At 64.2% G+C, this 25533-nt stretch carries 26 protein-coding genes; 10 read left to right on the top strand and 16 right to left on the bottom strand.

The genetic code is table 11. From position 1 onward, the window contains the following. Positions 1 to 86 precede the first annotated feature (86 nt). A complete protein-coding gene (locus HALRU_RS14900; protein WP_015302214.1) occupies positions 87 to 698 on the bottom strand; it encodes an MBL fold metallo-hydrolase in 612 nt (203 codons plus the stop codon). 247 nt (positions 699 to 945) lie between these two features. On the opposite strand from HALRU_RS14900, the gene HALRU_RS14895 reads away from it, so the two are divergent. Together HALRU_RS14895 and HALRU_RS14890 are read left to right on the top strand one after the other, a co-directional pair. Beyond that, entirely contained in the window at positions 946 to 1119 is a 174-nt protein-coding gene (locus HALRU_RS14895) for a DUF5786 family protein (RefSeq protein ID WP_007700848.1), read from the top strand. Between the two features lie 7 nt (positions 1120 to 1126). Further along, positions 1127 to 1702 carry an endonuclease dU gene (locus HALRU_RS14890; protein WP_015302213.1) on the top strand — a complete coding sequence of 192 codons (576 nt, stop codon included), beginning with the start codon at positions 1127 to 1129 and terminating at the stop codon, positions 1700 to 1702. A 75-nt stretch (positions 1703 to 1777) separates the two neighbouring features. Here the strand turns inward: HALRU_RS14890 and HALRU_RS14885 are convergent, their stop codons facing one another. Next, on the bottom strand, positions 1778 to 2119 hold the full coding sequence (locus tag HALRU_RS14885) for a winged helix-turn-helix transcriptional regulator (protein ID WP_015302212.1): 342 nt from the start codon (positions 2117 to 2119) through the stop codon (positions 1778 to 1780). Positions 2120 to 2257: 138 nt separating this feature from the next. Here HALRU_RS14885 and HALRU_RS14880 point away from each other — a divergent pair, with 138 nt between their 5' ends. The 3 genes from HALRU_RS14880 (at position 2258) to HALRU_RS14870 (ending at position 4476) form a co-directional block, all read left to right on the top strand. After that, positions 2258 to 2878, top strand: coding sequence for a uracil-DNA glycosylase (locus HALRU_RS14880; RefSeq protein ID WP_015302211.1), 621 nt, complete (start codon positions 2258 to 2260; stop codon positions 2876 to 2878). A 158-nt stretch (positions 2879 to 3036) separates the two neighbouring features. Further along, positions 3037 to 3783: an imidazole glycerol phosphate synthase subunit HisH gene (gene hisH / locus HALRU_RS14875; RefSeq protein WP_015302210.1), complete on the top strand. Its 747-nt coding sequence runs from the start codon at positions 3037 to 3039 to the stop codon at positions 3781 to 3783. 222 nt (positions 3784 to 4005) lie between these two features. Next, complete coding sequence (locus HALRU_RS14870; RefSeq protein WP_015302209.1) at positions 4006 to 4476, top strand: hypothetical protein; 471 nt, start codon at positions 4006 to 4008, stop codon at positions 4474 to 4476. A gap of 139 nt (positions 4477 to 4615) precedes the next feature. Here the strand turns inward: HALRU_RS14870 and HALRU_RS14865 are convergent, their stop codons facing one another. The 5 genes from HALRU_RS14865 to HALRU_RS14845 form a co-directional block, all read right to left on the bottom strand. Beyond that, the gene (locus HALRU_RS14865; RefSeq protein WP_007700833.1) at positions 4616 to 4765 is read right to left on the bottom strand and encodes a 50S ribosomal protein L40e; all 150 of its coding nucleotides are present in this window, start codon (positions 4763 to 4765) and stop codon (positions 4616 to 4618) included. Between the two features lie 83 nt (positions 4766 to 4848). Beyond that, entirely contained in the window at positions 4849 to 5943 is a 1095-nt protein-coding gene (locus HALRU_RS14860) for an aminopeptidase (protein ID WP_015302208.1), read from the bottom strand. Between the two features lie 100 nt (positions 5944 to 6043). Next, positions 6044 to 6766, bottom strand: a complete 723-nt coding sequence (locus tag HALRU_RS14855) for a queuosine precursor transporter (protein ID WP_015302207.1) — start codon at positions 6764 to 6766, stop codon at positions 6044 to 6046. Positions 6767 to 7044: 278 nt separating this feature from the next. Then, the gene (locus HALRU_RS14850) at positions 7045 to 7299 is read right to left on the bottom strand and encodes a hypothetical protein (protein ID WP_015302206.1); all 255 of its coding nucleotides are present in this window, start codon (positions 7297 to 7299) and stop codon (positions 7045 to 7047) included. 433 nt (positions 7300 to 7732) lie between these two features. Next, positions 7733 to 8356, bottom strand: a complete 624-nt coding sequence (locus HALRU_RS14845) for a hypothetical protein (protein ID WP_015302205.1) — start codon at positions 8354 to 8356, stop codon at positions 7733 to 7735. Between the two features lie 576 nt (positions 8357 to 8932). Here HALRU_RS14845 and pdhA point away from each other — a divergent pair. The 3 genes from pdhA to HALRU_RS14830 all read left to right on the top strand — a co-directional run bounded on the left by pdhA (position 8933) and on the right by HALRU_RS14830 (position 12595). Further along, positions 8933 to 10081 carry a pyruvate dehydrogenase (acetyl-transferring) E1 component subunit alpha gene (pdhA, locus tag HALRU_RS14840; protein WP_015302204.1) on the top strand — a complete coding sequence of 383 codons (1149 nt, stop codon included), beginning with the start codon at positions 8933 to 8935 and terminating at the stop codon, positions 10079 to 10081. After that, positions 10078 to 11184 (top strand): alpha-ketoacid dehydrogenase subunit beta, encoded by a 1107-nt coding sequence (locus HALRU_RS14835; protein ID WP_015302203.1) that lies wholly within the window; start codon positions 10078 to 10080, stop codon positions 11182 to 11184. Before pdhA ends, HALRU_RS14835 begins: the two co-directional genes overlap by 4 nt. 814 nt (positions 11185 to 11998) lie before the next feature. Continuing rightward, positions 11999 to 12595, top strand: a complete 597-nt coding sequence (locus HALRU_RS14830; protein WP_245547750.1) for a CPBP family intramembrane glutamic endopeptidase — start codon at positions 11999 to 12001, stop codon at positions 12593 to 12595. A gap of 37 nt (positions 12596 to 12632) precedes the next feature. Here HALRU_RS14830 and HALRU_RS14825 read toward each other — a convergent pair whose 3' ends face one another. The 5 genes from HALRU_RS14825 to HALRU_RS14805 all read right to left on the bottom strand — a co-directional run bounded on the left by HALRU_RS14825 (position 12633) and on the right by HALRU_RS14805 (position 18186). Beyond that, positions 12633 to 13913, bottom strand: a complete 1281-nt coding sequence (locus HALRU_RS14825) for a YcaO-like family protein (protein WP_015302201.1) — start codon at positions 13911 to 13913, stop codon at positions 12633 to 12635. Between the two features lie 34 nt (positions 13914 to 13947). After that, positions 13948 to 15033 (bottom strand): TOMM precursor leader peptide-binding protein, encoded by a 1086-nt coding sequence (locus HALRU_RS14820; RefSeq protein ID WP_015302200.1) that lies wholly within the window; start codon positions 15031 to 15033, stop codon positions 13948 to 13950. Continuing rightward, entirely contained in the window at positions 15030 to 15878 is an 849-nt protein-coding gene (locus tag HALRU_RS14815) for a SagB/ThcOx family dehydrogenase (RefSeq protein ID WP_148680563.1), read from the bottom strand. The genes HALRU_RS14820 and HALRU_RS14815 overlap by 4 nt, the downstream gene beginning before the upstream one ends. Positions 15879 to 16423: 545 nt before the next feature. After that, positions 16424 to 17317, bottom strand: a complete 894-nt coding sequence (locus HALRU_RS14810; RefSeq protein ID WP_015302198.1) for an ABC transporter ATP-binding protein — start codon at positions 17315 to 17317, stop codon at positions 16424 to 16426. Then, positions 17314 to 18186, bottom strand: a complete 873-nt coding sequence (locus tag HALRU_RS14805; protein WP_015302197.1) for an ABC transporter permease — start codon at positions 18184 to 18186, stop codon at positions 17314 to 17316. The genes HALRU_RS14810 and HALRU_RS14805 overlap by 4 nt, the downstream gene beginning before the upstream one ends. Before the next feature lie 221 nt (positions 18187 to 18407). Between HALRU_RS14805 and HALRU_RS14800 the strand changes: the two genes are divergently transcribed. Beyond that, positions 18408 to 18605: a hypothetical protein gene (locus tag HALRU_RS14800; protein ID WP_148680562.1), complete on the top strand. Its 198-nt coding sequence runs from the start codon at positions 18408 to 18410 to the stop codon at positions 18603 to 18605. 59 nt (positions 18606 to 18664) lie between these two features. Here the strand turns inward: HALRU_RS14800 and HALRU_RS14795 are convergent, their stop codons facing one another. Both HALRU_RS14795 and HALRU_RS14790 read right to left on the bottom strand, forming a co-directional pair. Further along, positions 18665 to 19444, bottom strand: a complete 780-nt coding sequence (locus HALRU_RS14795; protein WP_015302195.1) for a hypothetical protein — start codon at positions 19442 to 19444, stop codon at positions 18665 to 18667. Beyond that, entirely contained in the window at positions 19441 to 20490 is a 1050-nt protein-coding gene (locus HALRU_RS14790; RefSeq protein ID WP_015302194.1) for an ABC transporter ATP-binding protein, read from the bottom strand. The genes HALRU_RS14795 and HALRU_RS14790 overlap by 4 nt, the downstream gene beginning before the upstream one ends. A 736-nt stretch (positions 20491 to 21226) precedes the next feature. Between HALRU_RS14790 and HALRU_RS14785 the strand changes: the two genes are divergently transcribed. Continuing rightward, positions 21227 to 22828, top strand: a complete 1602-nt coding sequence (locus HALRU_RS14785; protein WP_015302193.1) for an acetolactate synthase large subunit — start codon at positions 21227 to 21229, stop codon at positions 22826 to 22828. 51 nt (positions 22829 to 22879) lie between these two features. Here HALRU_RS14785 and HALRU_RS14780 read toward each other — a convergent pair whose 3' ends face one another. After that, positions 22880 to 23743, bottom strand: a complete 864-nt coding sequence (locus HALRU_RS14780; RefSeq protein WP_015302192.1) for a phosphosulfolactate synthase — start codon at positions 23741 to 23743, stop codon at positions 22880 to 22882. A gap of 276 nt (positions 23744 to 24019) precedes the next feature. Beyond that, a complete protein-coding gene (locus HALRU_RS14775) occupies positions 24020 to 25369 on the bottom strand; it encodes an MmgE/PrpD family protein (protein WP_015302191.1) in 1350 nt (449 codons plus the stop codon). Between the last annotated feature and the right edge of the window lie 164 nt (positions 25370 to 25533).

Below are 25533 nucleotides of genomic sequence, written 5' to 3'. Positions count from 1 at the left end.
CACTGCCGAGTGAGGCGGTTCTGCGTTCGGTTTTCAGTGTTCGGCATCGCTGTCAGTGTCCAGTCCGTCTTCTCGAATGATGTCCGCTATTTGTCGGGATACTTCGGTTCGCGCCGCTCGGCTCGATCGAGCGCCCGTTCGACGACGGTCCGGACGTCGCCGTGGAACTCGCCGCCGTGTCCCGAATACATGTGCTCGACTGTCTCGGGCAGCCGATCGAGGAGCCGCTCGATGCTCTCGATGAGCGTTTCGCGTGACTGACCGGCCATATCGGTGCGGCCGAAACTCCCGTCGTCGAACGCCCCATCGTCGTGGACGACCACGTCGCCGGCAAAGAGCGTCGTCTCCGAGACGAACGAGACGTGGTCGTCGGCGTGGCCGGGCGTGTGGACGACCTCGAACGACTCGTCGCCGATCTGAATCTCGTCGCCGTCGGCGATCGCTCGCGTCCGGAGCGGGTGGTCCGCGAACGCGTATATCTCCGGCCCGAACCTCCCGGAGACAGCCGAGAGCCGATCGACGTGGTCGCCGTGCTGGTGAGTGAGCACGACGGCGTCGAGTGCGTCGACGCGGTCCCGAATCTCGTCGATGACGCCGTCGTACGTCCCGGTATCGACCAGCGTCGTTCGCTCGCCGGGGACGAGGAAGACATTACAGGTGAACGACTCGGCGCCCGTCGTGACGGTGTGGACCTCCATCTCGACGATAGCTGACGCGACGGACTGTCCTAAACCCGTCGTCCGGTTCGTCCTCGCCGATGGGTACCGTCGTCGTGAATGGGGGCTCGATAGTCCGGGGGTGCCGACTCTCTCTGTTTCTGCGGCTGGTGTCTCAGTTGCTCCACGGCCCGATCACCGATGTCCGAACGAATATGTTCGACAACGAGAACGTCCTGTCACTATCCAGCAGTGGCTTTTTGAGCGTCGGTCGTGTTGTATTACACGTATGGGTTTTGGTAGTTACGACGAGTCCGAACAACAGGACATCGACGCAGACTTCGACGAAGACGACGCCGTCCAGTCGGAGGAAAACGCCCACAAGGGGACGGTCGAGTTCGACAACGGGGCATCGAGTGACGAACTGATCGATCGTCTGGCCGAGATCAAAGACGAGGAGTAGGCGACCGATGCCCGACCCACACGGGCGTCGGGCACTCGGCATCGCCGACTCGTCGCGCTCGGCGTGGTGTACGCTCGCGGGGGCCGTCGTCCGCGGCGATCGCGTCGTCGATGGGGCGTCGTTCGCCACGGCGACCGTCGGCGGCCTCGACGCCACCGACGCCGTGTTGCGCATCGTCGCCGAACTGGACCGAGAGGATATCGCTGCGCTGTTGCTCGGGACGATCGCCCCTGCGTGGTACAACGTTCTCGACCTCGACCGGCTCCACGAGGAGACGCGGCTCCCGACCGTCGCCGTGACGTTCGAGGAGAGCGACGGACTCGAACAGCCGCTCCGGGAGGCGTTCTCCGGCGAGGCGCTGGCACGGCGATTGGACCGGTATCGGTCGCTCCCGCCCCGCCACGCCGTCGCGGTCGGAACGGAGACGGTGTACGTCAGGGCCGTCGGCTGCGCGCCGTCAGACGTCGAGACCCTCGTCACCTCGTTCACGCCGGTCGGTGGCCGTCCGGAACCGATCAGGGTCGCCCGGCAACTGGCGCGGGCCGGCGCCGCGTATCGAGAGCAGGCGCTCGAGGACGTGTAACGTTCCCAGCGGACGTGTCGCGGTTTGGCCGAGTCGCACCCGCGAGTGGTGACTACGCTTCAGCCTGATTCGAACCTACTCCTCAGCCTGGTTCGAACTGCGTGCCACCGCCTGGGCCGCTTCGCCGCCGTCCGTCGCCGGTGAGGACCCCTGAATGAGGGCCTCGAAGTCGTCGACGTCGTCGTACTCGTCCTGGTGCATGAGTGCCGTCTTCCCGAGCGGGGTCACTTCGTAGAGTCCGGAGCGCTCGGCCGGGCCGACTTTTCGGACCAGGCTGTAGTCTTCGAGGACGGGCAGTCTCGTGTTGATGTTCTTGCGACTCTTCCCCGTGTGGGAGGCGAGATTCGGTGCGACGTTCCGACCTGTCTCCTTGAGGGCTTCGAGGATCAGGAAGTCGGTGGGCTGTCTCAGTTTCACGAAATCACGCTCGTGCTGGCGAGAGGGTGCAATTACAGGTAATACTTCCGGCCGCTCAGGGTCGTCTCGCCGGTCCGTGGCCGCACGTTCCACTTCCTGTGCGAAAGTCGTAGGTAGGTGCCGGGCGAAGCGCTCGCCATGGACGCCGAACAGGCCGAGCACATGGAGGGCCTCTGTGTTACCGACTGTACGCGCTGCCCCGCCCTCGTCGACTCGCGAAGCCGAATCGTCGACGGCACCGGCCCGGCCGACGCCGACGTGCTCTTCGTCGGCGAGGCACCGGGTGCGCAGGAAGACGCCGAGGGCGAACCGTTCGTCGGCCGGAGCGGGACCGTCCTGGACGACCAGCTTCGGACGGTCGGCCTCGAACGCGAGTCGGTTCGCATCACGAACTGCGTTCGCTGTCGCCCACCCGACAATCGTGATCCGACGACGGACGAACTCGAGAACTGCCGCGGGTACCTCGAAGCCGAGATCGATCGCGTCGACCCCGACGTCGTCGTCACGCTCGGAAAGGTACCGAGCGAGCACCTCCTCGAGCGTTCCGTCGCCGTCACGTCGGAGACCGGCTCCGTCGAGGAGGTCCGCCTCGGCGACACGACCACGCCACGACCCGTGCTGATCTGTTTGCACCCGGCCGCGACGCTGTACGATCGCAGCCAGGAGTCGGCGTTCGCCGAGACGATCCAGGAGGCAGCGGCCATCGCCGGCGTGTCGCCGACGGACGAGGGTGGCCAGTCTCGCCTCGGTGAGTACTGATTTCGGCGGTTTTCTGCGAAACTCGGTCTCTGGGTGACTCAGTCGGGTCTGCGGTCGGTCCTCGCCGCTGGGAGCTGTCTGTCCACTCGGAGCGGTCGGGCTGTCGCCCTGCTCCAGCGAACGAAAGGGCCATGCCGTTCCTGCCCCGATATTCTTTCATGAGCGAGCAGGCAGGCCGGTCGTCGCCCGAGACGGTCGACGCGACCGTCGCCGTGGTCGACTACGGGCTCGGTAACCTCCACAGCGTCACACGCGGCCTCGAACGCGCCGGCGCGAGCGTCGAGATCACCGCCGATCCCGAGCGGTTCCACGCCGCCGACGGCGTCGTCCTCCCCGGTGTCGGCGCCTTCCGCGAAGGCGTCGAGAACGCCGATCCGCTCCGGGAGGACCTCCTGGCCGTCGCCGACTCCGACACGCCGCTGTTCGGGATCTGTCTCGGGATGCAGATGCTCCTCACCGACAGCGAAGAGGGGTCTGCCGGCGAGTCGGCCGTCAGTGGACTCGATCTGATTCCCGGCACGAACGTCCGTTTCGACGAGGGCCAGAAGGTGCCCCACATGGGCTGGAACGACCTCTCCGTCGAGCGCGACCACCCACTCGTCTCCGGCGTCGCGCCGTCCGGGGCCGACGGGAACGGGTCCAGCAACGAACAGGACACGAGTGCCCACGATACGGAAGCGGACGACTGTTCCGTCGACGGCGAGTACGCCTACTTCGTCCACTCGTACTACGCCGTCCCGGACGACGAGTCGGCCGTCGTGGCGACGACCGGCTACGGCACCCGCTTCCCTGCCGTGATCGCCGACGAGTCAGGAACGGTGTTCGGGACGCAGTTCCACCCGGAGAAGAGCGGTGAGACGGGACTGCAGATTCTGCGGAACTTCGTCTCGCTCTGTACGGCGTGAGGAGTGGGCCGCCCACGTCACGGGCCGGTGTCGGACTTCGGTTCGAACTGAATCAATCGACTGATCTCAGTCGACGTGCGCTGACAGGCGTCGGTCGCTGCAGGTACATTCTCTCACTGCCCGCTCGACTCTCACTTCCCGACACAATCTCTCACTTCCCGACACAGTCAGCCCATCGAACACATCCGTGGATTTATATTATGCCGCATAATTCTGCAGTCTATGGAGGACCATTCGGTAATTGCCCTTCGACGCCGAACGATCATCGGCGGGACGCTCCTCTGGGTCGTGTTTCTCGGCCTCACATTCTCCGCACTCGTTCTCGAGGGCGGCTCACTGCCGCTGGTGTTGGCGTCGGCGCTCGTCCTCGTGGCCGGTGGCGCGCTGTTCAGTGTGCTCCTCTCGGTCGATATCAGCGTGGCTGGCTACCCGCTCGATCCGTTCCAGCGTGCGTCGCTCGGATACGCCCTCCTCGCGGTCGCCGTCGGCCTGGTGTACGTCCCGCGTGCGAGCGTCGGGCCTGGCGTCCTCGTTCCACTGAGCTGGATCGCGCTTCTCGTTGGCCTCGCCACCTGGGAGGCCAGTGTCCCACGGGCGGTTTCCGGCCCGTCGATGCGGCAGGTCGGCCTCATCGTCGCCCTCACGCTCGGTTTCGTGGTCGCGCTGCCGCTCGGGCTGAGTGTGCTCGGGTAACATCGGTCACAGGACACATCGGACGACAGGCTGTCAGGGACCATCGAATTCGGGTTTCACTCCGCGAGATAGAGCGCCGTCCGAACGCGGCTGTTCGGACACAAAACGGCCGATCGTGTCGGAATTGCGGTTCGGTCGCTCAGGCGGAGCGCGATTCGGTCGCTTTCGGGCGGAGGTTGCCGTAGCCGCACTTGCGACAGCGATCCGCACCCTTCGCGTTCCGGGCGTTACATTTCATGCAGATCATCTTCTCGAGCGTTCGCGCTTCCGCGGCGTCGAAACTGGCCATACTCGGTCTGTAGCCCCTCTCGCATTTGAATCTGGTGATCCGTCCGTTCCTGCCCCATCCCCGGGGACAGTGGGTCGCGTCGGCTACCCGTCGAAGCCGTCCTCCCACTGGAAGGTGCCGTTTCGCTGTACCACGTCGCCGTCAATCTCCAGGCGGGAGTCCTCGCTGACGTCGGTGATCATGTCGACGTGAACGGCCGACTCGTTGCCCGTCTCGCCGTCGGGGAGACAGGAGTCGTACGCACGTCCGAGGGCCAGGTGGACGGTGTCGCCCATCTTCTCGTCGAAGAGGATGCTGTCGGTGAAGCGATCGATGCCGCGATTCATCCCGATGCCGAGCTCGCCGAGGCGGCGTGCGCCCTCGTCGGTGTCGAGCACGTCGGCGATCACGGCTGCGCCCTGCTCGGCGTCGGAGTCGACCACTTCGCCGTCCTCGAAGCGGAGGGTGACGTTGCGGACGGGCTGGTCCTGAATCGTCATCGGGACGTCGAAGGTCACCTCGCCGTCGGTCGCGTACGGGGCGGTGAAGACCTCGCCGCTGGGCAGGTTGTGCGAGTCGTAGGCGACGGAGGCGGCGCTGTTGACCGCGCTTCGCTCCTCGATCGACATCGTGAGGTCGGTGCCCGGGCCGACGAGGCGGACCTCGCTGCCCGCGTCGAGGCGCTCTTTCAGCTTGGCCATCTCGTCGGCGAGCGCCTCCCAGTCGCGGAGGATGGCGTCGTAGGCGAAGTCGCGGTACTCCTCGTAGGCCATGTTCGCCTGCTGGGCGAGCGAGCGCGTCGGGTGGACGGTCGACACCCAGCGCGTGTCGAAGCGTGCCTCGCGGACGGCCTGGTGGGCGCTGCGGTAGGCCTGGCGCGTCTCGCCGGGGACGTCGGCCGTCGCGCTCGTGTTACGGCCGCCGCCGATGCGCAGGTAGACGTCCGCGGCTTCGTACAGTGCGAGTTCGTGGTCCGGTTCGTCGAAGTCCTCGCCGCTGGCGCGCTGGTAGGCGCGGGTGAGTTCGCCCGACCCGTACGTCGCGAGGAGGGTTGCGCCGCGTTCGCCGAGTTTCTCGGCGACGGCGACGGCCAGTTCGTGGGCGTCGGGGCCGACCGACAGGACGACGTCGTCACCGGCCTCGATGCGGGCGCTCCAGTCGACGAGCACCTCGGCGTGCTCGCGGACACGTGGATCCATACCGCAGGGTCTGACGTGAGAACACAAACCCGCGTCGCTTCCGGTTGCAGTCGCCGGCTGTTGGGCGTCGGTCAGCCCTCGAGAAACGATCGCCCGTCGCTTACTCGCCAGCGACGGTGGTTCCGGAGGGTGACGACGGCTCGCCGCGGGCCAGCCGGACGACCGCGTACACTGCGGGCGTGTCGACGAGCGCGATGGTGAGTTTGAGGACGTACTGGCCGATCATGAGTGCGGCGAGCGGCCCGGGATCCATGACGAATCCGCCGAAGATGGTAGGGGCGATGAAGAAGGCGACGGAGACGAAGATGACCGTGTCGATGGCCTGGCTCGTTCCCGTCGATGCGATGTTGCGCAGCCAGAGTTTCCCTCGACCGGTCTCCTCGCGGATTCGGTGGAAGAACCAGACGTCCCAGTTCTGGCTGACGAGGTAGGCGAGCGAACTGCCGGCGACGATGTAGCCCGCTGGCAGAAGGACCGACTCGAACTCGGCGGCGCCGACAGCAGAGTTCCCCGCGATTGGTGCGGCGGCGGTCGAGAAGACCAGCGCCAGCGCGAGGAAGCTCATCGCGAACGCCACGTTGACCACGATCTGCCCGGCGCGCTTGCCGTACAGCTCGGTATAGCAGTCACTCGCGAAGTAGGTGATCGCGTAGGCGAGTGCCGCGCCCGGCATCACGAGCTCGCTGCCCGTCACCGGCAACGAGATCGGAATCGAGAACGCGAGAATCTTCGCGGCGGTCAACTGGGCGGTTACCAGCGCCGTGACGAAGACGGCGATGAGGGCCACCTGCGGGAGCGTCGGTGTGCCGGTCGACTCTGTCATTACCGGGCGTACTGATCGGACGTACCTAAATGATGCTATTGCGGTGCTATTCCACCACTCGTTGAATCACAACACGAGGTTATCGGGTGCGATTTCTTCAGTTACGGGCGACCCGTCTATCTGTCGGTGGGGCTGTCGAACGGGGATGGATGGCCGCTGCTGAAGGGGTGTGGATGCCAACTATCGACGGGGCTTCACGCTCGTGAGACAGCCACGGGCCGCTCTCGGCCCTACGATCCGGACTCGGGCCGTCAAGCACGCGGAGAGTCAATTTCCGATCAGCTTCGAAGCCGACTCGAGTAATACAGGGGGACCAGCAGGACGAGGAACGCGCTCCCCATTCCGGCGACGGCCAGCCAGATGACGGCGAGCGTCCGCTGGTCCAGATAGCCCGCCACCTCCGCGAGCCAGAGGATGCTGTAGAACCCGACGACGAGGAGGCAGGCGACGTAGATGCGCAGCCCCCAGCCCACCACGTGGTAGAGGCGGGTTCTGGTCACCCACGGTCGTGGTGGAATCGAGAGTCCGTTCATCGTGGTGAGGCGGTTCTGTTCGTCAGTCCGAACGATCGTCGGCCAGCCGAACCGGGCAACGTCCCGGCTAAACGACCGGTGACGCCCGCTCGGGTGTCTGTCGTCTCGGTGACGTTCGAGTGAGGTATGTGGGGGGTACCGTCATAACCGTAGTGGTTGTCTCGCGCTCGGATGGGGCCGGACGGGCGCACTAGCTTGCGTCAGTCAGGGCGGTCGCCCTTGCCGCTGGAGGCCCTAGGGTAGCACGGTCCGGCGACGGCCGGACCGAGACCGCTGAGCGACCGGAGCGCGGGCTGGTGGGCCCGTCCGCCTCTTTCGGGTACGGTTCGGGGGCGGTTCGCCCGGTCGAGTACTTCCCTGTCGGGGGATTCGACCGGGCGCTCTTCGCCGTCGAGTCGACGCCGATCGTCGTCGATCCGACGCCCCATTTCGCTCACTCGTCATCGCTTTCGTCCGGTTCGTCTTCGTCGTCAGTGTCGTCGCCGGTCACCGCCTCCCAGAGCGCGCTCAGCAAGTCGTCCGATCGGTCGTCGCTTCGATCATCGTCGCGCTCGTCGCTGTCGTCCTCGGGGTCTCGGTCGGTGTCCTCGCGCTCGGAATCCCGATCGGCCTCGTCGTCGCGGTCCCGATCTTCGCCACGATCGCGTCCAGCCTCTCGGTCGTCATCGTCGTCGCGATCGTCGTCTTCCTCGCGTTCGGCGTCCTCCCGTTCGCCTTCGTCGTCCGCTCGCTCCCTCACGCCGTCGTCACGGTCGACATCCTCGCCCCGGTCGCCGTCTCCCTCGCCATCTCCACTGTCACCGGCGGGTCGCGACTCGCTTCGGTCGTCGTCTGGCCCCGATTCCGTCGCGTCTCCGAGCTGAGCTGCAGTGTCGGATCCGTCCGCATCTCCCGCTGGCTCGATCGACATCGAACCGTCGCCGACGACGGTCCAGGCGGTCGCGGCGATCGTCCCGGCGACGAGTACCGTGAGGACGAGGACGTACGCGGTCGACGCACTCTCACCGCGCGTCCGCCGATGTCGGTCCACAGTCTGGGTGTCTCGCTCCTCGCCCATCGTTACTTGGCCCGATCAGGTCGGTACGGCGTCCGTACAGCGTGACGGGTTCTCGGCCGTTCGAACGCACTGACGATCGCGTCACCGATCGTCTGTCACCGACCATCTCGTGCGTCTGACACCTGCTGGTTTACAGACGCCCAACTGCGGTCGTGATAGCGCACCCGTGTATTCAAACACCGTCAGCACTTTCCGATAAATCTGGATGTTTGTCCAGTAACTTACCGTCCGCCCGGTGGGTCTGGCAGGAATGGCGTGTGACAACGTAACTCACGAAGAATTATGTAGAACCCCCGCAATGGTGATACCATGGCGTCCGCCAGCCAGTCCGAGTCGCGCTCGTCCGCCAAGCAGTCTCTACGGCGTCGATTGACACCAAACTGGCTTATTCGAGTAACATTTTGATCGGCGGACACCCGTCTCGGCTCGTTGACACCGGGTCCGAGGCGCTGTCGTCCGTTTCTCGGTTCCCGTAACCAGCGGGGTCGAGCCGGTTCGTCCACCCGTCAGCCTGGCGGGTGGACGACGAGATATCAACCGTCAAACACGAACCCACCACACCGAACCACCGAAACGATGAGCACATACGACGAAATCGAATCGACGCAATCGCCCGAACCGACCAGTCCGCCGGAAGACGCCGTCCAGGTCCTGGACACCGACGGCAGTCTGCTCCCCGGCGCGAAGCGACCCGACCTCACGGACGAGGAGCTCCTCGAGATGTACGAGGAACTCGTCCTCGCCCGTCGATTCGACGAGCGAGCGACGGGACTCCAACGCCAGGGGCGTATCTCGACGTACGCGCCCATGCGCGGCCAGGAGGGCTCGCAGGTCGCGACCAGTTTCGCCCTCGACGCCGAAGACTGGCTCGTTCCGACCTACCGCGACCACGCCGCCAAACACGCCCACGGCCGATCGTACGAGTCGTTACTCCAGCACCTCGCCGGCTATCGCGAGGGGTACGCCGTTCCGGACGACGTCAACGCGCTCCCGGAGTACATCCCGATCGGTACGCAGGTTCCCCAGGCGATGGGGCTCGCGTGGGGCTTCACCATGCAGGACCAGCACGACCGCGCCGTCCTGTGTCACTTCGGCGACGGCGCCACCTCCACGGGCGACTTCCACGAGGGACTCAACTTCGCCGCCGTCTACGACGTCCCGTCGATCTTCGTCTGTAACAACAACCAGTGGGCGATCTCGATGCCCTTCGAGTCGCAGACGGCGACGGAGACGATCGTCGAGAAGGCCGACGCCTACGGCGTCGAGGGCGTCCGCGTCGACGGCACCGACCCGCTCGCGGTCTACGCCGTGACCCGGGCGGCCGTGCAGAAGGCCAAACACCCCGCGGAGGGCGAACTCCGGCCCACGCTCATCGAGTCCTGTCAGTACCGCCTCGGCGCACACTCGACCGCCGACGATCCCTCGGCCTACCGCGACGAGGACGACGGCGAGGACTGGGAGGACCGCGACCCCGTCGAACGCCTGGAGCGCTACCTCTATCACGAGGAGATCCTTGACGACGACCTCGCAGACGAGATCGCCGACCGCGTCGAGGACTGCCTCGCGACGGCGATCGAACGCGCCGAAGCCACCGAGACCGATCCGGAACGGATGTTCGAGCACGTCTACGAGGAGCCGACCGATCGGCTGCGCGAACAACTGGCCGACCTCGACGGCCTGCGTGAGCGCCACGGCGACGAGGCGTTCGAGGAGGTGGGCGAATGAGCACCACGGCCGACGGCGCCGGACCGGCCAGTGAGGACGCCGAATCGACCGGCGACGACGCGGTCGACGAGGAACCCGACGTGGCGACCGATACGATCGATCTCGACGCCTACGACGGCCCGACCGAGTCGCTCTCGCTCGTCGAGGGGGTTCGCGACGGCCTCGAACTGGAACTGGCCCGCGACGACAGCGTGGTCGTCCTCGGCGAGGACGTCGGCACCAACGGCGGTGTCTTCCGCGCGACGGAGCACCTGCAAGACGAGTTCGGTCCGAATCGCGTGATCGACACGCCGCTGGCCGAGTCGGCGATCGTCGGTTCCTCGATCGGCCTGGCCCTCTCGGGGATGCGCCCGGTCGCGGAGATGCAGTTCATGGGCTTCGCCTCGCCGGCGTACGACCAGCTGGTGAGTCACGCCGCCGCGATGCGCAGCCGGAGCCACGGCCAGTACACGCTCCCGATGGTCGTCCGCATGCCCTACGGCGGCGGTATCGCGGCGCCGGAGCACCACTCCGAGTCCAGAGAGGCCGCCTTCGTCCACGAACCCGGCCTCAAGGTCGTCACGCCGAGTACGCCGACCGACGCGAAGGGGCTCATCGCCGCCGCGGTCCGCGACCCGGACCCCGTGATCGTCCTCGAACCGAAGCGCCTCTATCGTGCGTTCCGCGAGGACGTCCCGGAGAAACCCTACACCGTTCCGATCGGCGAGGCGTCGGTTCGCCGCGAGGGCGAAGACGTCTCGCTGTTCACCTGGGGCGCGAGCACCCAGCCTGCCCTCGCCGTCGCCGAGGATCTCGCCGAAGAGAACGGGATCGACGTCGAGGTCGTCGACCTCCGCAGCCTCTCGCCGCTCGACGTGGACACGATCGCCGAATCGGTGAAGAAGACGGGTCGCGCCGCCGTCGTCCACGAGGCCCCGAAGACCGCCGGCGTGGGGGCCGAGGTCGTCGCCACGATCAACGAAGAGGCGCTGTACTACCTGGAGGCGCCGGTCACTCGCGTGACGGGCTTCGACACGCCGGTCCCGCTCTCGACGCTCGAGGACTTCTACCTCCCACAGGCGCTGCGGATCCGCGAGGGCGTGCTGAAAGCCGTCGAGGCCTGACGCGTATCTCCGGTCCGTTCCGGCGACCCTCTCCCATCGCCGCCGGTCGCGCAACCGAATGAATTCCGTCCGTACCGTTGCCCTCACCCGCTTTACGCGGAACTGTCGATTCTGCTTTGTGCGACCTCGTCGACGCCCCTCCGGTACGCACGGCAAGCCGGCGGTCGGCGGACCCGTAACTCGGGAGTGAGGGTCGTTCGAGCGTACCGTCTCCATTCGGTCTCTCGTCGTTGTTTCGAAACCGAGGGCGAATACACGGGCCGTCATGGACTAGGGTCAGCGATTCGAATCGCCATCCAACCGATCGTGGTGAATCGGGCGTCGTCGCGGTTCCCCGCCGAGGGTGACACCAGGAAGAACCGTCGAAACATTAATATAACTGGGTAGAAAAAAGAGCGTTTGGTGTAATACACCATGGACGTAGAACTAACGGACGAATCCAGTGATGACAGCGCGGCCGCCGTCTCCAGCGGCGGCTGGTGTACGTGCAGTAGCTACACGACGACGTGTACGTGTACGTGGACGGGGTAGTTGGCTATTCGGTTGCCACGGACTGGTCGCACGCGGGCTCGACGGACGCCCAGCGAACTGCACCCATTTTTGATCGGATGACAGGCACCAAACGGAGACAGGCGACCACGAACCGCTTCACCACGTCGGGGAGTGCTGGCACTGAAAGCGAGTCGGGAACAACGGGGGGACCGTGCAGCATCGATGCGTCCGGGTCGGGTGTCTCGGACCCTCCGAGGGGCGAACGGAGTACGACCTGCCACACATGGCGTTAGACCCCTCTCCCGCGCCGACGTGGGTACACGTGTTCCTCGGGTTCCCGCTGTTGCTCGTCGGGTACTTCTCGGTGGTTGTCGGCAGTGCAACCGCCGCCGGATACGAGTACCGGCCGAAACACGACGACGTATTGTATCTCCCGTTCATCGTGATTGCGTCGGCCGCGTTTTACATCAGCGACGTGACGTCCGTTCCCATCGCCGTCGACGGCTGGTTCGTCGTCTTTCTCCCGCTGGGCGTGGCGATGTACGCACTCGACATCTTCGTCTGGTCGTGGTGGGTCGGTGTGCCGATCGAGCGAGGGACCGATGAGACGGTATGGAAGCTCCCGATCGTATTCGGAGCGATCGGCGAGGAGTATCTCTACCGTGGTGTGCTCGCGGTCCTGATAGCCAGCCTCGGAACGATCTGGTACGTGGTGCTCTCCGGTGTGCTCTTCGGGATCAACCACTTTTCCAAGGGGCGGAGCGAGATCGTCTTCAAATCCGTCAACGGCATCGTCTACGCCCTCTGTTTTCTGGCGACCGGTTCGCTCCTCGCACCGATCCTCGCACACGTTGGCTACAACGTCGCGTACGTCTCGTTCGTCGGCGGCGGCGTCCGTTTTCCGACCGTCCACGGATAGGGTTCCACGGGAACACCGAGAAGCGACCGGATCGCCGTCAGGCGTAGGGATGCGGCTTGGCGGTCAGCTCGTCTCGTTCGCCGTCGAAGGCCGGATGATTCACCGGGAGCGTTCCCGGCGGCGTAATCGGGACGAGTTCCGGCACGATCACCTTCGTTACCCGCGGTCCGGCGCGAGCGACGTCGGGCGTCGTTACATCGAATCCGATCGGCGTGTATCCGACCCGGTCGAGTTCTTCGAGACAGTAGTCGAGTTCGTCTCGCTTGTCCCAGCCGCTCGTCTCTCGATCGGTCGGGCAGGTTTCGTGATCGCCGTCGACGATGAACGCGACCTCGTCGAAGTTCTCCGGTAGGGCGTAGTAGAGGACGTTCTCCTCGAAATTGTCCTCGGCGTGCCCGGGATCGAGCTCCGATGGATCGTGGTTCATCGCGATCTCTGCGATGAACGGCAGCCCCTGGATGCTCTCGACGATCGCACCACGAACCGCCTCCGCGGGAGAGACCGACGTATTTCCGCCGAGGATGAACTTCGGCCGCTCGTCCCGCTCGTTGATCAGCGCACCCCCGACCGACGTCACCGCGAGCGGCGAGTCGTAGACGACCGGCTGGACCGAGATGTGTTCCTGCGGGATGCGTTCGTCGACGAACGCCCGGACGTCCGGCATCGACGAGAGGTCGACACGATCCGGCGTCTCTTGTCTGCACCACATCTTCATGAACGCGTCCCGCTCGATGAGTTCGTAGAGCGAGCCGAGCAACGCGTTCGTCAACGACGATCCCGCCGCGGCCCCGTTCGAGGTTCCGAGGAACCGCGGGTGTTCGTGATAGTCCGGTCCGAACTGCATCCACACCAGCTGGACCGGAACGTAGATGTCTTCGCCAGTGATGAGGTGCGTTCCCGCGGTCCAGCTGATCTCGGTTTCGCGCGTGAGCGGCGCGAGCCGCTCGTCTCTGATAGCCTCGCTGTAGATGTCGAGATACTCGAAGTCGATCACTGCCTCGCGTGCAGCGAGTTCGTCGTAGCTCGCAGTGACGAAGTCGTCCGGTTCGGGGAAACAGAGCGAATACCGTTCGACGGTCTCCCCGATGGCGCTCAGGTACGAACTCTCGAGGGTCTGGCCTTTGCCCCCGAGTGCCAGCTCGAGTTCGCCATCGGCCTCAGCGAGCCACCCCACGCTCGCCGTGATCGGTTGGCTCAGCGACGCCTCGGGCTGTCCCCGGCTCTGCTGTAAGCCGTAGAGGGAATTGACGAGTCCGGTTTTCTTGCCGATCAGTCGCTGGTACTGGGGATCGACGACCGCTCGCCCGTCTCCGCTCATCGATCGCTCACCTCCCCTGGTGCGACCAGCATCGTCAATCGTCCTCCGCCGACTGTCGACTCCCGAGTACCATGTCGTCGAGCGTAATGAACCGGGAGACGTCGGGTGATGGATCGCGACCGCAGGCCCCACATCGCGGGAGTTTCAGCACCTCGTTGACCTCCATCGCCAGGTTGAGGGAATTGATCGTGAGGACCCGCCCGGCCGTGTATCCGACGCCGAACGCCAGCAGATGCAACAGGTCGAGCGACAGGTGCCCGGCTACCGTGCGAGAAAACATCGGCAGACTGGCCGTTGCCACGCTCGAATCCTCCCGTTCCGTCTCGAAGGTTTCGTAGCCGCCGATGTTCGAAACGTTCGAGAGCATCCGTCGATGAAAACACTCGTAACAGGCTGTTTCACCCGGGAACATCGCCGGTCCGACGATTCCGTCGAACCCACGAATCTGCCCGACAATCCACGGCGTTCCCGTCTCGATCGCGTACTCGTTGACGTCCCGGATCGTCTTCGACGGCCCGTCGGCCAGGTACGCGACGAAATCCGCGTCGTCGACCGCGCCGGGCAGTTCGTCTTCGGTGACGGCGGTGAGGCGATCGTCGTCACTACCCGCTGCCGGGAGCCGCTGGCTATCGAGCCCCACGTACCCGACCGCCGCCACTCCCATCGCGAGCACGTCTTCTGCGACGTGTTCGCCCATTCGACTATCGTCGACGACGAGGACGGACTGTTCCTCGAGTCGTCGTCGCTCTCGCTCTCTGAACCGAGATTTCAGTACCAGATGTGAGTACATCGGTCCGTCCACCGCGTCGGCGTCGTAGATAGCGTTGCTATCCGCCAGCGCGTAGAGTACGTCGGCGACCTCCGGTCGTTGATCGGCTTCGAACGCCGCAAATATCTCGTCGACGTGCGTCTCCCCGTCAATGAGGTCGAAGAGGGCGCCGATGTCGTCGTCCTCGTCGATGTCCGAGATCGTGTAGATCGGCCCGGACCACGGTCCCGCTCGAACGTGAATGGTGTTGTCGTCCAGCAGGATCGGGACGAGTTGCGGGTTGAAGACTGGCCGTTCGAGTTCCTCGCGCACCTGTTCGATCGTCTCGGTGTCGTTGCTATCGTCTGTCATTGGTTCTCACTGTCGGCCCTGTGACCGACACAGAGCGTGTAAACGACCGCTTCGTTGACGCCGTCTACGTCGAGATACTCGTTTACCGAGTCGTCCTTGAATGCGGCCACCGGAAGGGAAACCAGCTCCATCGCTGCAGCGGAAAGCAGGATGTTCTGTCCGAGATGTCCGGACTCCTGGAGAATGTATCGATAGCCGCGCGGGCCGTACTTCGCCATCGACCGCCAGAACGCCCCGGTGAGCATGAAGACAACGGACGACGTGGCGGGATCGAAGACGTCCTCGGACAGCGCGAACAGGTCGTCCATTCGGTCCGGTAGCTCGTCGTCACGACGGAGCACGCGCAGCTCGTGGTCGTCCGGGACGTAATAGTAGAGGCCGCGATCGAGGTCGTCGTCACCGTGTACGACGGCGAGGTAGATCTCGACCGGGTAGAGTGCTCCGCCCGAGGCGTACGACCGGAACTCCTGCAGTACCGTTCCCTCCTCGCCGATGGGTCGCTCGGCACTGACGCCGCAGCTATGCTTGAGCAGCGTCGAGAGTTGCGACAGTGAGAGCGATTCGCCCGCCTGTTCTCGGACGCTTCGACGTCGTTCGATGGCGTCGGTGAACGACTCCCCGAGCGAGTCGGGCTCCGGCAGGTCGATCGTTTCGTACCCGTCGTAGTCCGGCGACAGCTGTGCTTGCATGTACGCATAGCTCGGATTCTTCGTGAATGCTGCGGCGGACGGGCCCAGTTTGAGGTTCGTTTTGTCGCTGTACTTCGTGTTCTCGTGAAACAGTTCGGCGAGGTGCTCACCCCGGAACTCCTTCGCGACGAACTCGTCGAGATACGATTCGTCCATCCGGAGTTGCGACGGTTCGTATCCCTGGCTACGGAGTTTCCGTAGGGAATTTACGTCAATTTCCATCACTCCCAACTCCTAGAAAGGATCCCCCTTCTTCCACTGGGAATTGATACTACTTGTCTTCCAATCATCGTCGTAACAGTATAAATTCAGATATAAGTAATTTGTGGTGGCTTTCAGTAAATATTATCCGAAGAAACTGCTCGGTTCAGTCTGACCGGGATCCACAACGTGACTGCTGGAACCGTACAGCCTGACGGATGAGACGAGACACGAGCCAACGCGGCGGCTTGGGATGAACACAATACTGTGGTAGAACTGATGGGACGATGGCTCGCTGCACCCAACAACCGATCTGACCACGTACCGTTCGAATTCCGTACGCACTTTCTCCACCCTTCCTGATCAGGTCGAGACGCCGGCTCCCTCTCGGAACCGCTGAGGGCGGTTACCGTGTGGGTGTCTCACCCGTCGATTGCACTCCAAGACCGGCCCGCCGAAAGACGGCGCAGTCGGCGATCGAAGGATCCGCCGCACGGTGGTTACGGGCGGCGGCTCCGCGAGTAATAGTTAAAGAGATCGGTGAACGTCGGCTCGACGGTTTCGATCGAACTCACGGCGGCAGAGCCACCGTCGCAACTGGTCTCGGTGATCGCTTCGACGGTCGAATCGGGAGACACGAACCCTCGAACCTCTTCCCCATCATCGAACGTTCGTCCATCGACGAGGTTCGATCGAAGCGTTTCCGAGAGTGCGACCTCGGGAATTCGGACCACCGATGGCAGCTCCGCGAGCAGCGTCTCGGCGTCGCCGGTCGAGGTAACTTGCCCATCGCGCAGGAACAGTAGTCGGTCCGCGACTTCGATGTCGGACGGCAGGTGGCTCGAAACGACGAACGTGGCTCCATCCGACCGAAGCGAACGAATAATACTGTGCAACTTCTGCACCATGCCCATGTCGAGTGCGGCGGTCGGTTCGTCGAGGAAGTAGATGGTGGCGTCGATGCTGAGCGCTATCACGAGTTCGAGTTTTCGACGCATTCCGCCCGAATATTCGCCGACGGGTGTGTCGAGATCGTCGACGATCTCGAACGCCTCGGCGTACTCCTCCCACCGAGCCGTGAATCGCGGATGCAGCCTCGAGTAGAACGTGATGTTCTCTCGGCCCGTGAGCGTGTCGATAGCCATCGTGTTCTGAAGCAGGAAACTTACGTCGATCGAACTGGACTGGATCGGTCTGCCGTCGAGGGAAACCGCGCCATCGCTGGGCGGTTCGCTTCCGGCGAGGATCGACATCATGATGGTCTTTCCTGCGCCGTTCGGGCCGAGAACCGCCAGTATCTCGCCCTCATCGACGGCGACAGCGACGTCGTCGAGAACGACGCCCGTACCGTCGAACCGTTTCGTGATCCCGGTCGCATCGAGCAACGCCGTCATTCCCACGCACCTCGCTTGTACATCGAGTACCGCATCGCGAGCAACCCCGCCGCCAGGAAGACAGCCGCGTAGAGGACCAGGAGGCCGAGGTAATCGGGACCGACGGGCATCTCCGGTGGCACCATTCCGGCCGCTTCCCAGGGCGTCCCGTCGGCAGGCTCGGGATCGATTTCGACCATGTGATAGGACAGCAAGCGCGTGGCCAGCGAATTCGGCAGGTAGTTCAGGAGCGAGAGATCGCCGGCGAACGACGACGGCGCCGTGCCGTTGAATCCCGTCCCGAAGTACGAGATGAGCGCGATACTCAGCGAGATGATGTTGACGTATTGCCCGTTCGTTGCGATGACGGCGATAAACAGCGCGAGGACGATCCAGATCAGACTACTCAGCAGAAAGGCTCCGACGACGATGGGAAGCGCCGAGAGCGAAGAAAGACTGTAGGATGCGCCCGTCAGGACGCTCACGACCAACACGAAACAAAATGCGATCGCAGCCATCAGGATACTCGCACACGATCGACCGATGAAATCCGCGGAGGGACTGAGTGGCAACGCTCGAAACGCCGAATACCGTCGCTGCTCGATGTCGTCGGCGAGTTGCTGGCCAAACGCGTTCAGACAGACGATGACGGCGCCGAAAACCCCGTACCCGATGGCAACGATCCCCATCACCGCGGGTTCCACTGCCGATGGAACCTGGTCCAGATCGATGAAAACGGTGATCGTCATCAGGTAGAAGAGTGTGGGGAACCCGAACGACCAGAACAGCGCGGTGCGGTTGCGCGTTATCTCCAGAAGGTGTCGGGCAAAGAACGAGTGGACCTGTCGAATCCGCCGTCGGTCGCCGGTTGTGTCTGTGTTTACCGACATTATCTCCTGTGTAATGTTATCAGTACTTCCCATCGGATATATATTTATCCATCTGGGGGCGACACGGAAACTGGGCCACAACCACCTGGTCCAGGTCAGACGCTGTGGCCCCGAATCTGGCCGGATAGTGCTGTATGCGAGCTATCGGCCGCGGACACGGCCGGATACACCTTCTCGGAAAGAACCCAAAAATAATGGTGTTCGGGGATAAGATTACCAGTATGCCACCCATCACCGACGACCGGCTGTTCGCCATCATCGTCTACGCAGCCATCGGGCTATTGGGACTCCGTCTCTGGACGCGATTCGTCGGCCAGTCCCGGGTCGTCGAGTACGCGTTCGACGCAGGCGTCGTTATTCTCTGTCTCTCGGTTCTCGGCGTGGGCTACCTCCGTCTGCAACGACACATCTCGGTGTGAGGCCCGCGCAGCGTTCGCAACTCTGTCCACCTCACAGGAACGATTGCAGGACGACAGTCTCAGTAGTGGCCCATGACGCCTTTCTTGCGGGCACGGTTGAGGAGTGCGATGAAGATCGCGTACCCGATGGCGAGAAACGCGATGGACTGGCCGACCAGCAGTGCGAGGTCGGCGGCGGGAAGCTCGTAGAGTCGATAGCCGCCCTCCATCGATCGTTGGAGGAGCGCGCTCCCGAGGGAGATCGGGAGCCACTTGAGCCACGGGAACGAGTCGACGGGTGCCGCGACGAGACCGACGAAGAGGAACTGAACGATCGTGAAGATGTTCTCGACGCGTTTGAACAGTAACGCGAGCCCGCCGAGTATCAGGCTGATGGCGATCGGACCGGACAGCGAAAGCACCAGAATCGGCACGATTGTCAGCAGATCGATGTGAAGGGTTACACCCGTGGTCAGGACCATCAGTACCAGTATTATCCCGCCCCAGACGAACGTCTCCAGGATGAACACGACGATAATGGTGGCGTTGATCGCCCCGAAACTGTAGCGGGACATGAACAACTGCTCGAGCGTTCCCCACTGGGCCTCGTCGATGAGGCTCCCGGTGTAGGACTGATAGGCTCCGACTGCCATCGTCCAGTAAAAGTAGCCCACGATGATCCCCTCGAGATGGTCGGTGATGGCAAACTGGCTGAACGCGTTCCCGGCAAAGAAGATGATGAGAAAGAACACGTAGATAGTCGCGATCTGAGAGACGGTGTTGAACGGATATCTCTTCAACAGTGCGATCCGTTTCCGTATCTGGGCGCGCAAGAGGACGTAGCTGGCGTTCGGATTCACGGTCGTTCCTCCGTCGTTTCGGTGAGGTGGAGATACGCGTCTTTCATGTCCGGTTCAACGTCCTCGATCGAGACCGGAACGGCCCCGGTCGTTTGCAGGTCTCCAATCAGATCGTAGAGGCGTTCTCCGTCCGGGACGGTGACTTCGAACGAAACCGTTCGATCGGTGACCGTCCAGTCGCTAACGTCGTATCTCGGTGCGAGATGCTCGTGGAGCTCGTCGGGGTCGTCGATCGTCACCGCCACCTGGTAGGCCTTCGTCTGGAACAGGTCGATCAACTCATCGACGGCGCTGTCGGAGATGACGCGTCCGTCGTGGAGGATGATGACGCGATCGCAGACCTCCTGGATGACGTCCATATCGTGGCTGCTGATAACGACGGTCTTCCCTTCGTCGCCCGAGAGTCGCAGGAGTTCGGCGCTGAGGATTTCGGATGCACGCACGTCGAGTCCGAGCGTCGGCTCGTCGAGAAACAGGATCGACGGCTCGCGCGCTAGTACGCACGCGATAGACGCCTTCTGTTTCATGCCACGCGAAAGTTCGTTGACGGGCGTCCCAGCTCGATCCGCAAGATCGAGCAGGTCCAGGTACGCGTCGTGTCGGTCACGGGCCGTTTTCGGATGAATTCCCTGAAGGCTCGCGAAAAACTCCATGTTCTCGCGCACCGAGAGTTTCCAGTAGATGTTCCGGGCGCCTTCGAGCGTCGCGCCGACGCGATCGTACCGTGCGCTCCGCCGTTCGTCGATACCGATTCCATCGACGAGGATGTCACCAGTGTCCGGGGTCACGAGGCCGAGAACGGACTTGATGATCGTCGTTTTGCCCGCACCGTTCGGCCCGAGCAACCCGACGACCGACCCGTGTTCGACCGAGAAGGAAACGTCGTCGACCGCGTGGACGGCGTTCTCACCCGAACCGTACGATTTCTCGAGGTTGCGAACGGTGAGCGCAGGATCGTCGGAAATCGGGGGGTTCGTCGCCACGTCGGCCGCTACGGACGGAGCCGATTCGTGTTCGTCGTCCGTGGCTGATTCGATTTCGTTCATTGGATATTGCGACCGAACGTCATCTATCACGTCTGATCGATGACGTGGGATGGTTTGCTGGCCCGCTTCGATTACGTCCGAATTCGGGCGTTCTGTTGCTATAATTTTTTTGGTGTCTTTGCAGTAAGACATCGACCATCCGCTCTTGATCTATGACATTCTACAGCGAGTCTCGTATTGCGCCCCCAGCTCCTTGTGAACTTCACTCGATTCAGCCGTTGGAACGCCGTTCGTAATTTTGGTCGGACCGGAACTGTCTAAGGGTCCGTTGGGGGTGTCAGCCGTAGCCATTGCCCGGGTTCGGCTGGGGTCGTTCCACGATCAACGAGGGGCCGCTGTCCGCACCGAGAGAACCGGCTTCCCGCGTGATGGGCTTCGAAAAACGCGTCGGGTTTTGTCGCCCGGAAGCGCCTCTCCTACGGGTACTGTGGATTCTGTGGGCGGGCTGGAAGCCATCGAGGACTGAATCTGTTGAGGTAGTTCTCGCGGACCGGCGCCGTTTTCGTCGTCGACAATTCTCTCGCTACCCAACGAATGCTGCCCGACACTTTTGGCCTCACCGGCCGTACGTGGGGCCGTCGACGTCCCGCTCTGCGTGCGCTCGTCGACACCCAACCATGGCGCTCAGCAAATCGGCGATCGACGGCTCTGTGCCATCGCGAGTGAGGGGCTTCCGAACGTGTCCTGACCGGCAGGGGAGACGCGCCGAACCGGGCCGAAATCGGGGGTGGCGAGTGTGACCGCCGCGTCGGATCTCCTCGTTGCTTGTCTCGAAGCCGAAGGTGTCGAGACGGTCTACGGCGTCCCCGGCGAGGAGGTGGAGGACCTGCTGTTTTCCCTCCGGGCGTCGTCGATCGAGTTCGTCCCCACCAGACACGAGCAGGGGGCCGCGTTCATGGCCGACGTCCACGGCCGGGTGACCGGCGAGGCCGGCGTCTGTCTCGCGACGCTCGGTCCCGGTGCGACCAACCTCATCACGGGCGTCGCCGACGCGGAACTCGACAAGAGCCCGCTCGTGGCGATCACCGGCCAGGGCGGGCGCGAACGCCTGCACAAGGAGAGCCACCAAGCGCTGGACGTGGTCGACGTCTTCGAACCCGTCGTCACCTGGAACGCCCAGATCGCGGCGCCGGAAACCGTCCCCGAGTCCGTCCGCAAGGCGTTCAAACTCGCCGAGTACGAGAAGCCGGGTGCGACGCACCTCGAACTGCCGGAGGACGTCGCCGCTGCACCCGTCGAGACGGCGTCGGTCGACGCGACACCGATCTTCGAATCGGAACAGGTTCGCCGGCCGGATCCCGACGACGCGTCCGTCGAGCGGGCCGCGTCGGTGATCGACGCCGCCGATCGGCCGATCGTCCTCGCGGGCAACGGTGCCGTCAGGACCCGGGCGGCGGACCACCTCCGCGACTTCGTCGACCGCCTCGAGATCCCCGTCGTCGCGACGTACATGGGAAAGGGTGCGATCTCCGATCACGACCCGGCTTCGCTGATGACGCTCGATTCCGGGCCGGAGGGAGAGGCCGAGCGGGCGATCGAACGCGCCGATTGCGTGATCGCGGTGGGCTACGACATCGCCGAGCACGACCCGCAGGCGTGGAATCCGGACCTCGACACCGCGATCGTCCACGTCGACCACGAACCGGCGGAGGTGTATCGCCACTACACGCCCGACGTCGAACTCGTCGCGGACGTCGGCGCCGCCCTCGAGGCCGTCGGCGAGCGGATTCCGGCAGAGGCGCACTCGCTGTGGTGTGCGGACCGTCACGATCGCATCCTCGCCCAGGCCACGTCGCCGCCCACCGCAGACGATCCGATCTCCGTCCGGAACGCCCTCCCGCTCCTGCGCGAGGCGATGGCCGACGACGACGTGCTCGTCTCGGACGTGGGCAGTCACAAGATGGCGATCGCGCAGGCGTTCCCCACCTACGAGCCGAACACCTGCATCGTTTCGAACGGCCTGGCGAGCATGGGCATCGCCGTTCCCGGCGCGCTCGCCGCCGATCAGGCCCTCGATTCGAACGTCGTCGCCGTGACCGGCGACGGCGGCTTCCTGATGAACGCCGCGGAACTCGAGACGGCGACGCGACTCGACTGCGGCTTCACGGTCGTCGTCTTCACCGACGACGATTACGGCCTGATCTCCGAAAAGCAGGTCGAACACCGCGGTGAGTCCACCGGAACGGGCCTGGGGAACCCCGACTTCGTCACCTTCGCGGAGAGCTTCGGTATCGAGGCGCACCGGCCCGGGACGTGGGACGATGTCGAATCGGCGTTCGCGGCGGCGGTGCCTTCGGACGCCCTCTCGCTGATCGAGATACGGCTGGCCAGTACGTGACCGAACGGGGTTCAGTAGATTTGAGTGACCAAACTTCTGCCGAGACGCGTCTCATTCGCGATCGCCCTTCCAGGTGACGGTCCGGCCCCAGGTGGTCGCCTTCCCCCAGAGACCCGAGCGCATGCACTCCAGTTCGACGATCTGGGAGTTGTCGACGAACAGGTTGATCTCGGGCCCGAAGTTCTTGATGTACCACTCGAACATCTCCGGACCGGGCGCCTCGAAGACGAGGTTCTCGATCCCGAGTTCGTTCGCGATCCGGTAGGCGACGTCGGTTCGCCACTCGACGACCTCCTCGGTGATCCCCTCGGCTTCGACCATCAGGAGGTTCGCACCCGCCTCCAGGTGGCGACGGCCCTCCTCGATGGCCTGCTCGGGATCCTGCTGGCCCTGCTCCGCTAAGATCTCGGGATCGGTCGCGCCGCCGGCGCCGAACTGGACGTTGATCTCCGGCTTCGGCTCGATCTCGTACTCCTCGGCGACGAGTTCCGTCATCCGCACCATGTCGTTGGTGCCGATGGCGAGGAAGCCGCTCGACAGCTCGACGATGTCGAACCCGAGTCGCTCGGCCTCCTCGAAGTACCGCTCGACCTCGTCGTTGTCACGGACGAGGACGTTCTCGACGAAGCCGCCCGTCGAGACCTTCACGTCGTACTCGTGACAGATGTCGATCAGCTCGCGGACGGCGTCCTCGGGCATGAGCGCGAACGAACCGCCGGAGAACTTGTATATGTCCACCCACCGCCCCATCGTCTCTAAGATGTCGCGCAACTCCCGTGGGCCCATCGGGTCGTAGTACGGGCCGCGAATCTCCGTGATACCTTTCTCTCTTGGCTTGTCCTCGCGCTCGTTGACGTGCAGGAAGTCGAACGCGCGGTCGTCGATCTCGTCTGTGTTCGCAGTCGAGTCTGACATACGCTCGGTCGCACCACGAGCAGGGCCATGAAACTGTCACGCGCTTACAATCTCGCGGGCGGCGATCGCGACTCGCTTGGTCGCCACCCCGCCCTGCGTACCGGAGGGGTTTTGTAGCGACGGACGCAAGTCCCCAATAGGCGGCACGGTCTGGCGACTCCTTTCGACCCGCGTGGTTTCCACGTGCGGTTACGGTTGACGGACCTACCCCGTCTCTCTACTACTTCCGAGCGACAGCTATCGCCAGGCACCGTTTGACGTGATCGACGTCGCCGTTCAGGCGAGCAGCGCCGTCAGCTCCGAGACGTTCCGCTCGTCCAGACCTCTGATCCTCTCGACGAGCTCGTCGCGTTCCCCGCTCGCCAGGTACTCGCCCGCCACGGCGTCGAACTTCTCTTCCAGGCCGTTCCAGCCGATCGGGTCGGTCGGGTGGCCCCGAAATGCGTCCTTCTCGACGCGGTAGGTGGTGCCGTCGTCCATCGTGACGTCGACGATCGCGGGCATCTCGCCCGCCTCGAAGCGCTCGGTGAGATCGGGGTTCGCCGTCACGTCTACGACCCGGAGGAGGTCCTGGACGTCGGCCGCGAGGATGCGTTCGCGCTCGTACTGGGTGAGCGAAAGGTCTCGATCGATCAGCGCCACCGCCAGCATGTACGGCAGAGAGTGGTCCGCCTGGGCTCGGTTCTCGACCTCGTACCGGTTGCCCTCGCCGCCGCCGATGATGAGCTTCGCGCCGGCGAACGTCTCGAGTTTGATCCCGGTGACGTCGTCTGGATCGACGTCCTCTCGCTCGGCGAGTTCGACGACGCCCTCGACTGCAGACTGGGCGTAGGTCTCCGCGACGTAGCGCTTGGTCATCACGTCGTGGACGCGCTCGCCGGGCGTCAGCTCGACCTCGAAGGGGCCCGAGATGACGTCCTGCCAGCCCTTCTGGCCCTCGAAGAGGTCGCGCGGTCCGTCCATCCCGTTGCGGGCGAGCATCGCGGCGTACGTCGCGTTGCGAGCCGCGTTCGCCGAGGCGATCCCCTTCCACTCGTTGATGCCGCCGGTGCGAGTCACCCGGAGTGCGTTGTGGGCCGTCCCGGCGATGGCGATGGCGTTCTGCGTCTCCAGTTCGTCGAGGCCGAGGACCTTCGCGACGCCCGCGGCGGCCGCGATCACCGTGTGCGTGACGTGGTCGAACCCTTCGTCGCGGACGGGTGCGTTCCAGGCGAGTTCCCCCTGGATCTCGTAGGCGATCGCGAGACCGGCGAGTAGGTCTTCGCCCGTGGACTCCGCGTACTCCGCGGCGGCGATCACCGCCCCGATCGTATCGCTCGGGTGTGGCGTCTCGCCGGGCGCGAGGAACGAGTCCATGTAATCGAGATACCGGGTGAGTGCGGTGTTGTGCATCGCCGCCTGGACCGGCGAGGCCCTGCGGCCGCGCCCCCAGAGGGTACACGGCCCGTCGGCTTCCAGCTCGGCCACGGTCCGGTCGACAATGCGGGTCGATGCGTCGGTCTCGGCGGCGATCGCGATCCCGACCGAGTCGAGCACGCGGCGCTTCAACGCGTCGCGGACGTCCGCCGAGAGGTCCTCGTAGTCGGTCTCCCGGACGAACCGGGCGAATTCGAGCGTCGTCGTCATGGCAGAGACTCCCACGACCGGCGTGAAACGCCTTTGCGTGAACGGAAAGGCGGTCACCGCGCCGGCGGGATCCTCGTCGTGCCCGCCAGAACCTGCCGTCGATGGCGCGTCGACGGTCTCACTACGGCCTCGAGGCCCCACCGCTTATACCCCGGTCCGCCGTC

The organism is Halovivax ruber XH-70 (genome assembly GCF_000328525.1).
GTDB lineage: Archaea > Halobacteriota > Halobacteria > Halobacteriales > Natrialbaceae > Halovivax > Halovivax ruber.
Note: the sequence above shows the minus strand (reverse complement) of the source record. Positions and strands in the feature narration are given on the sequence as shown.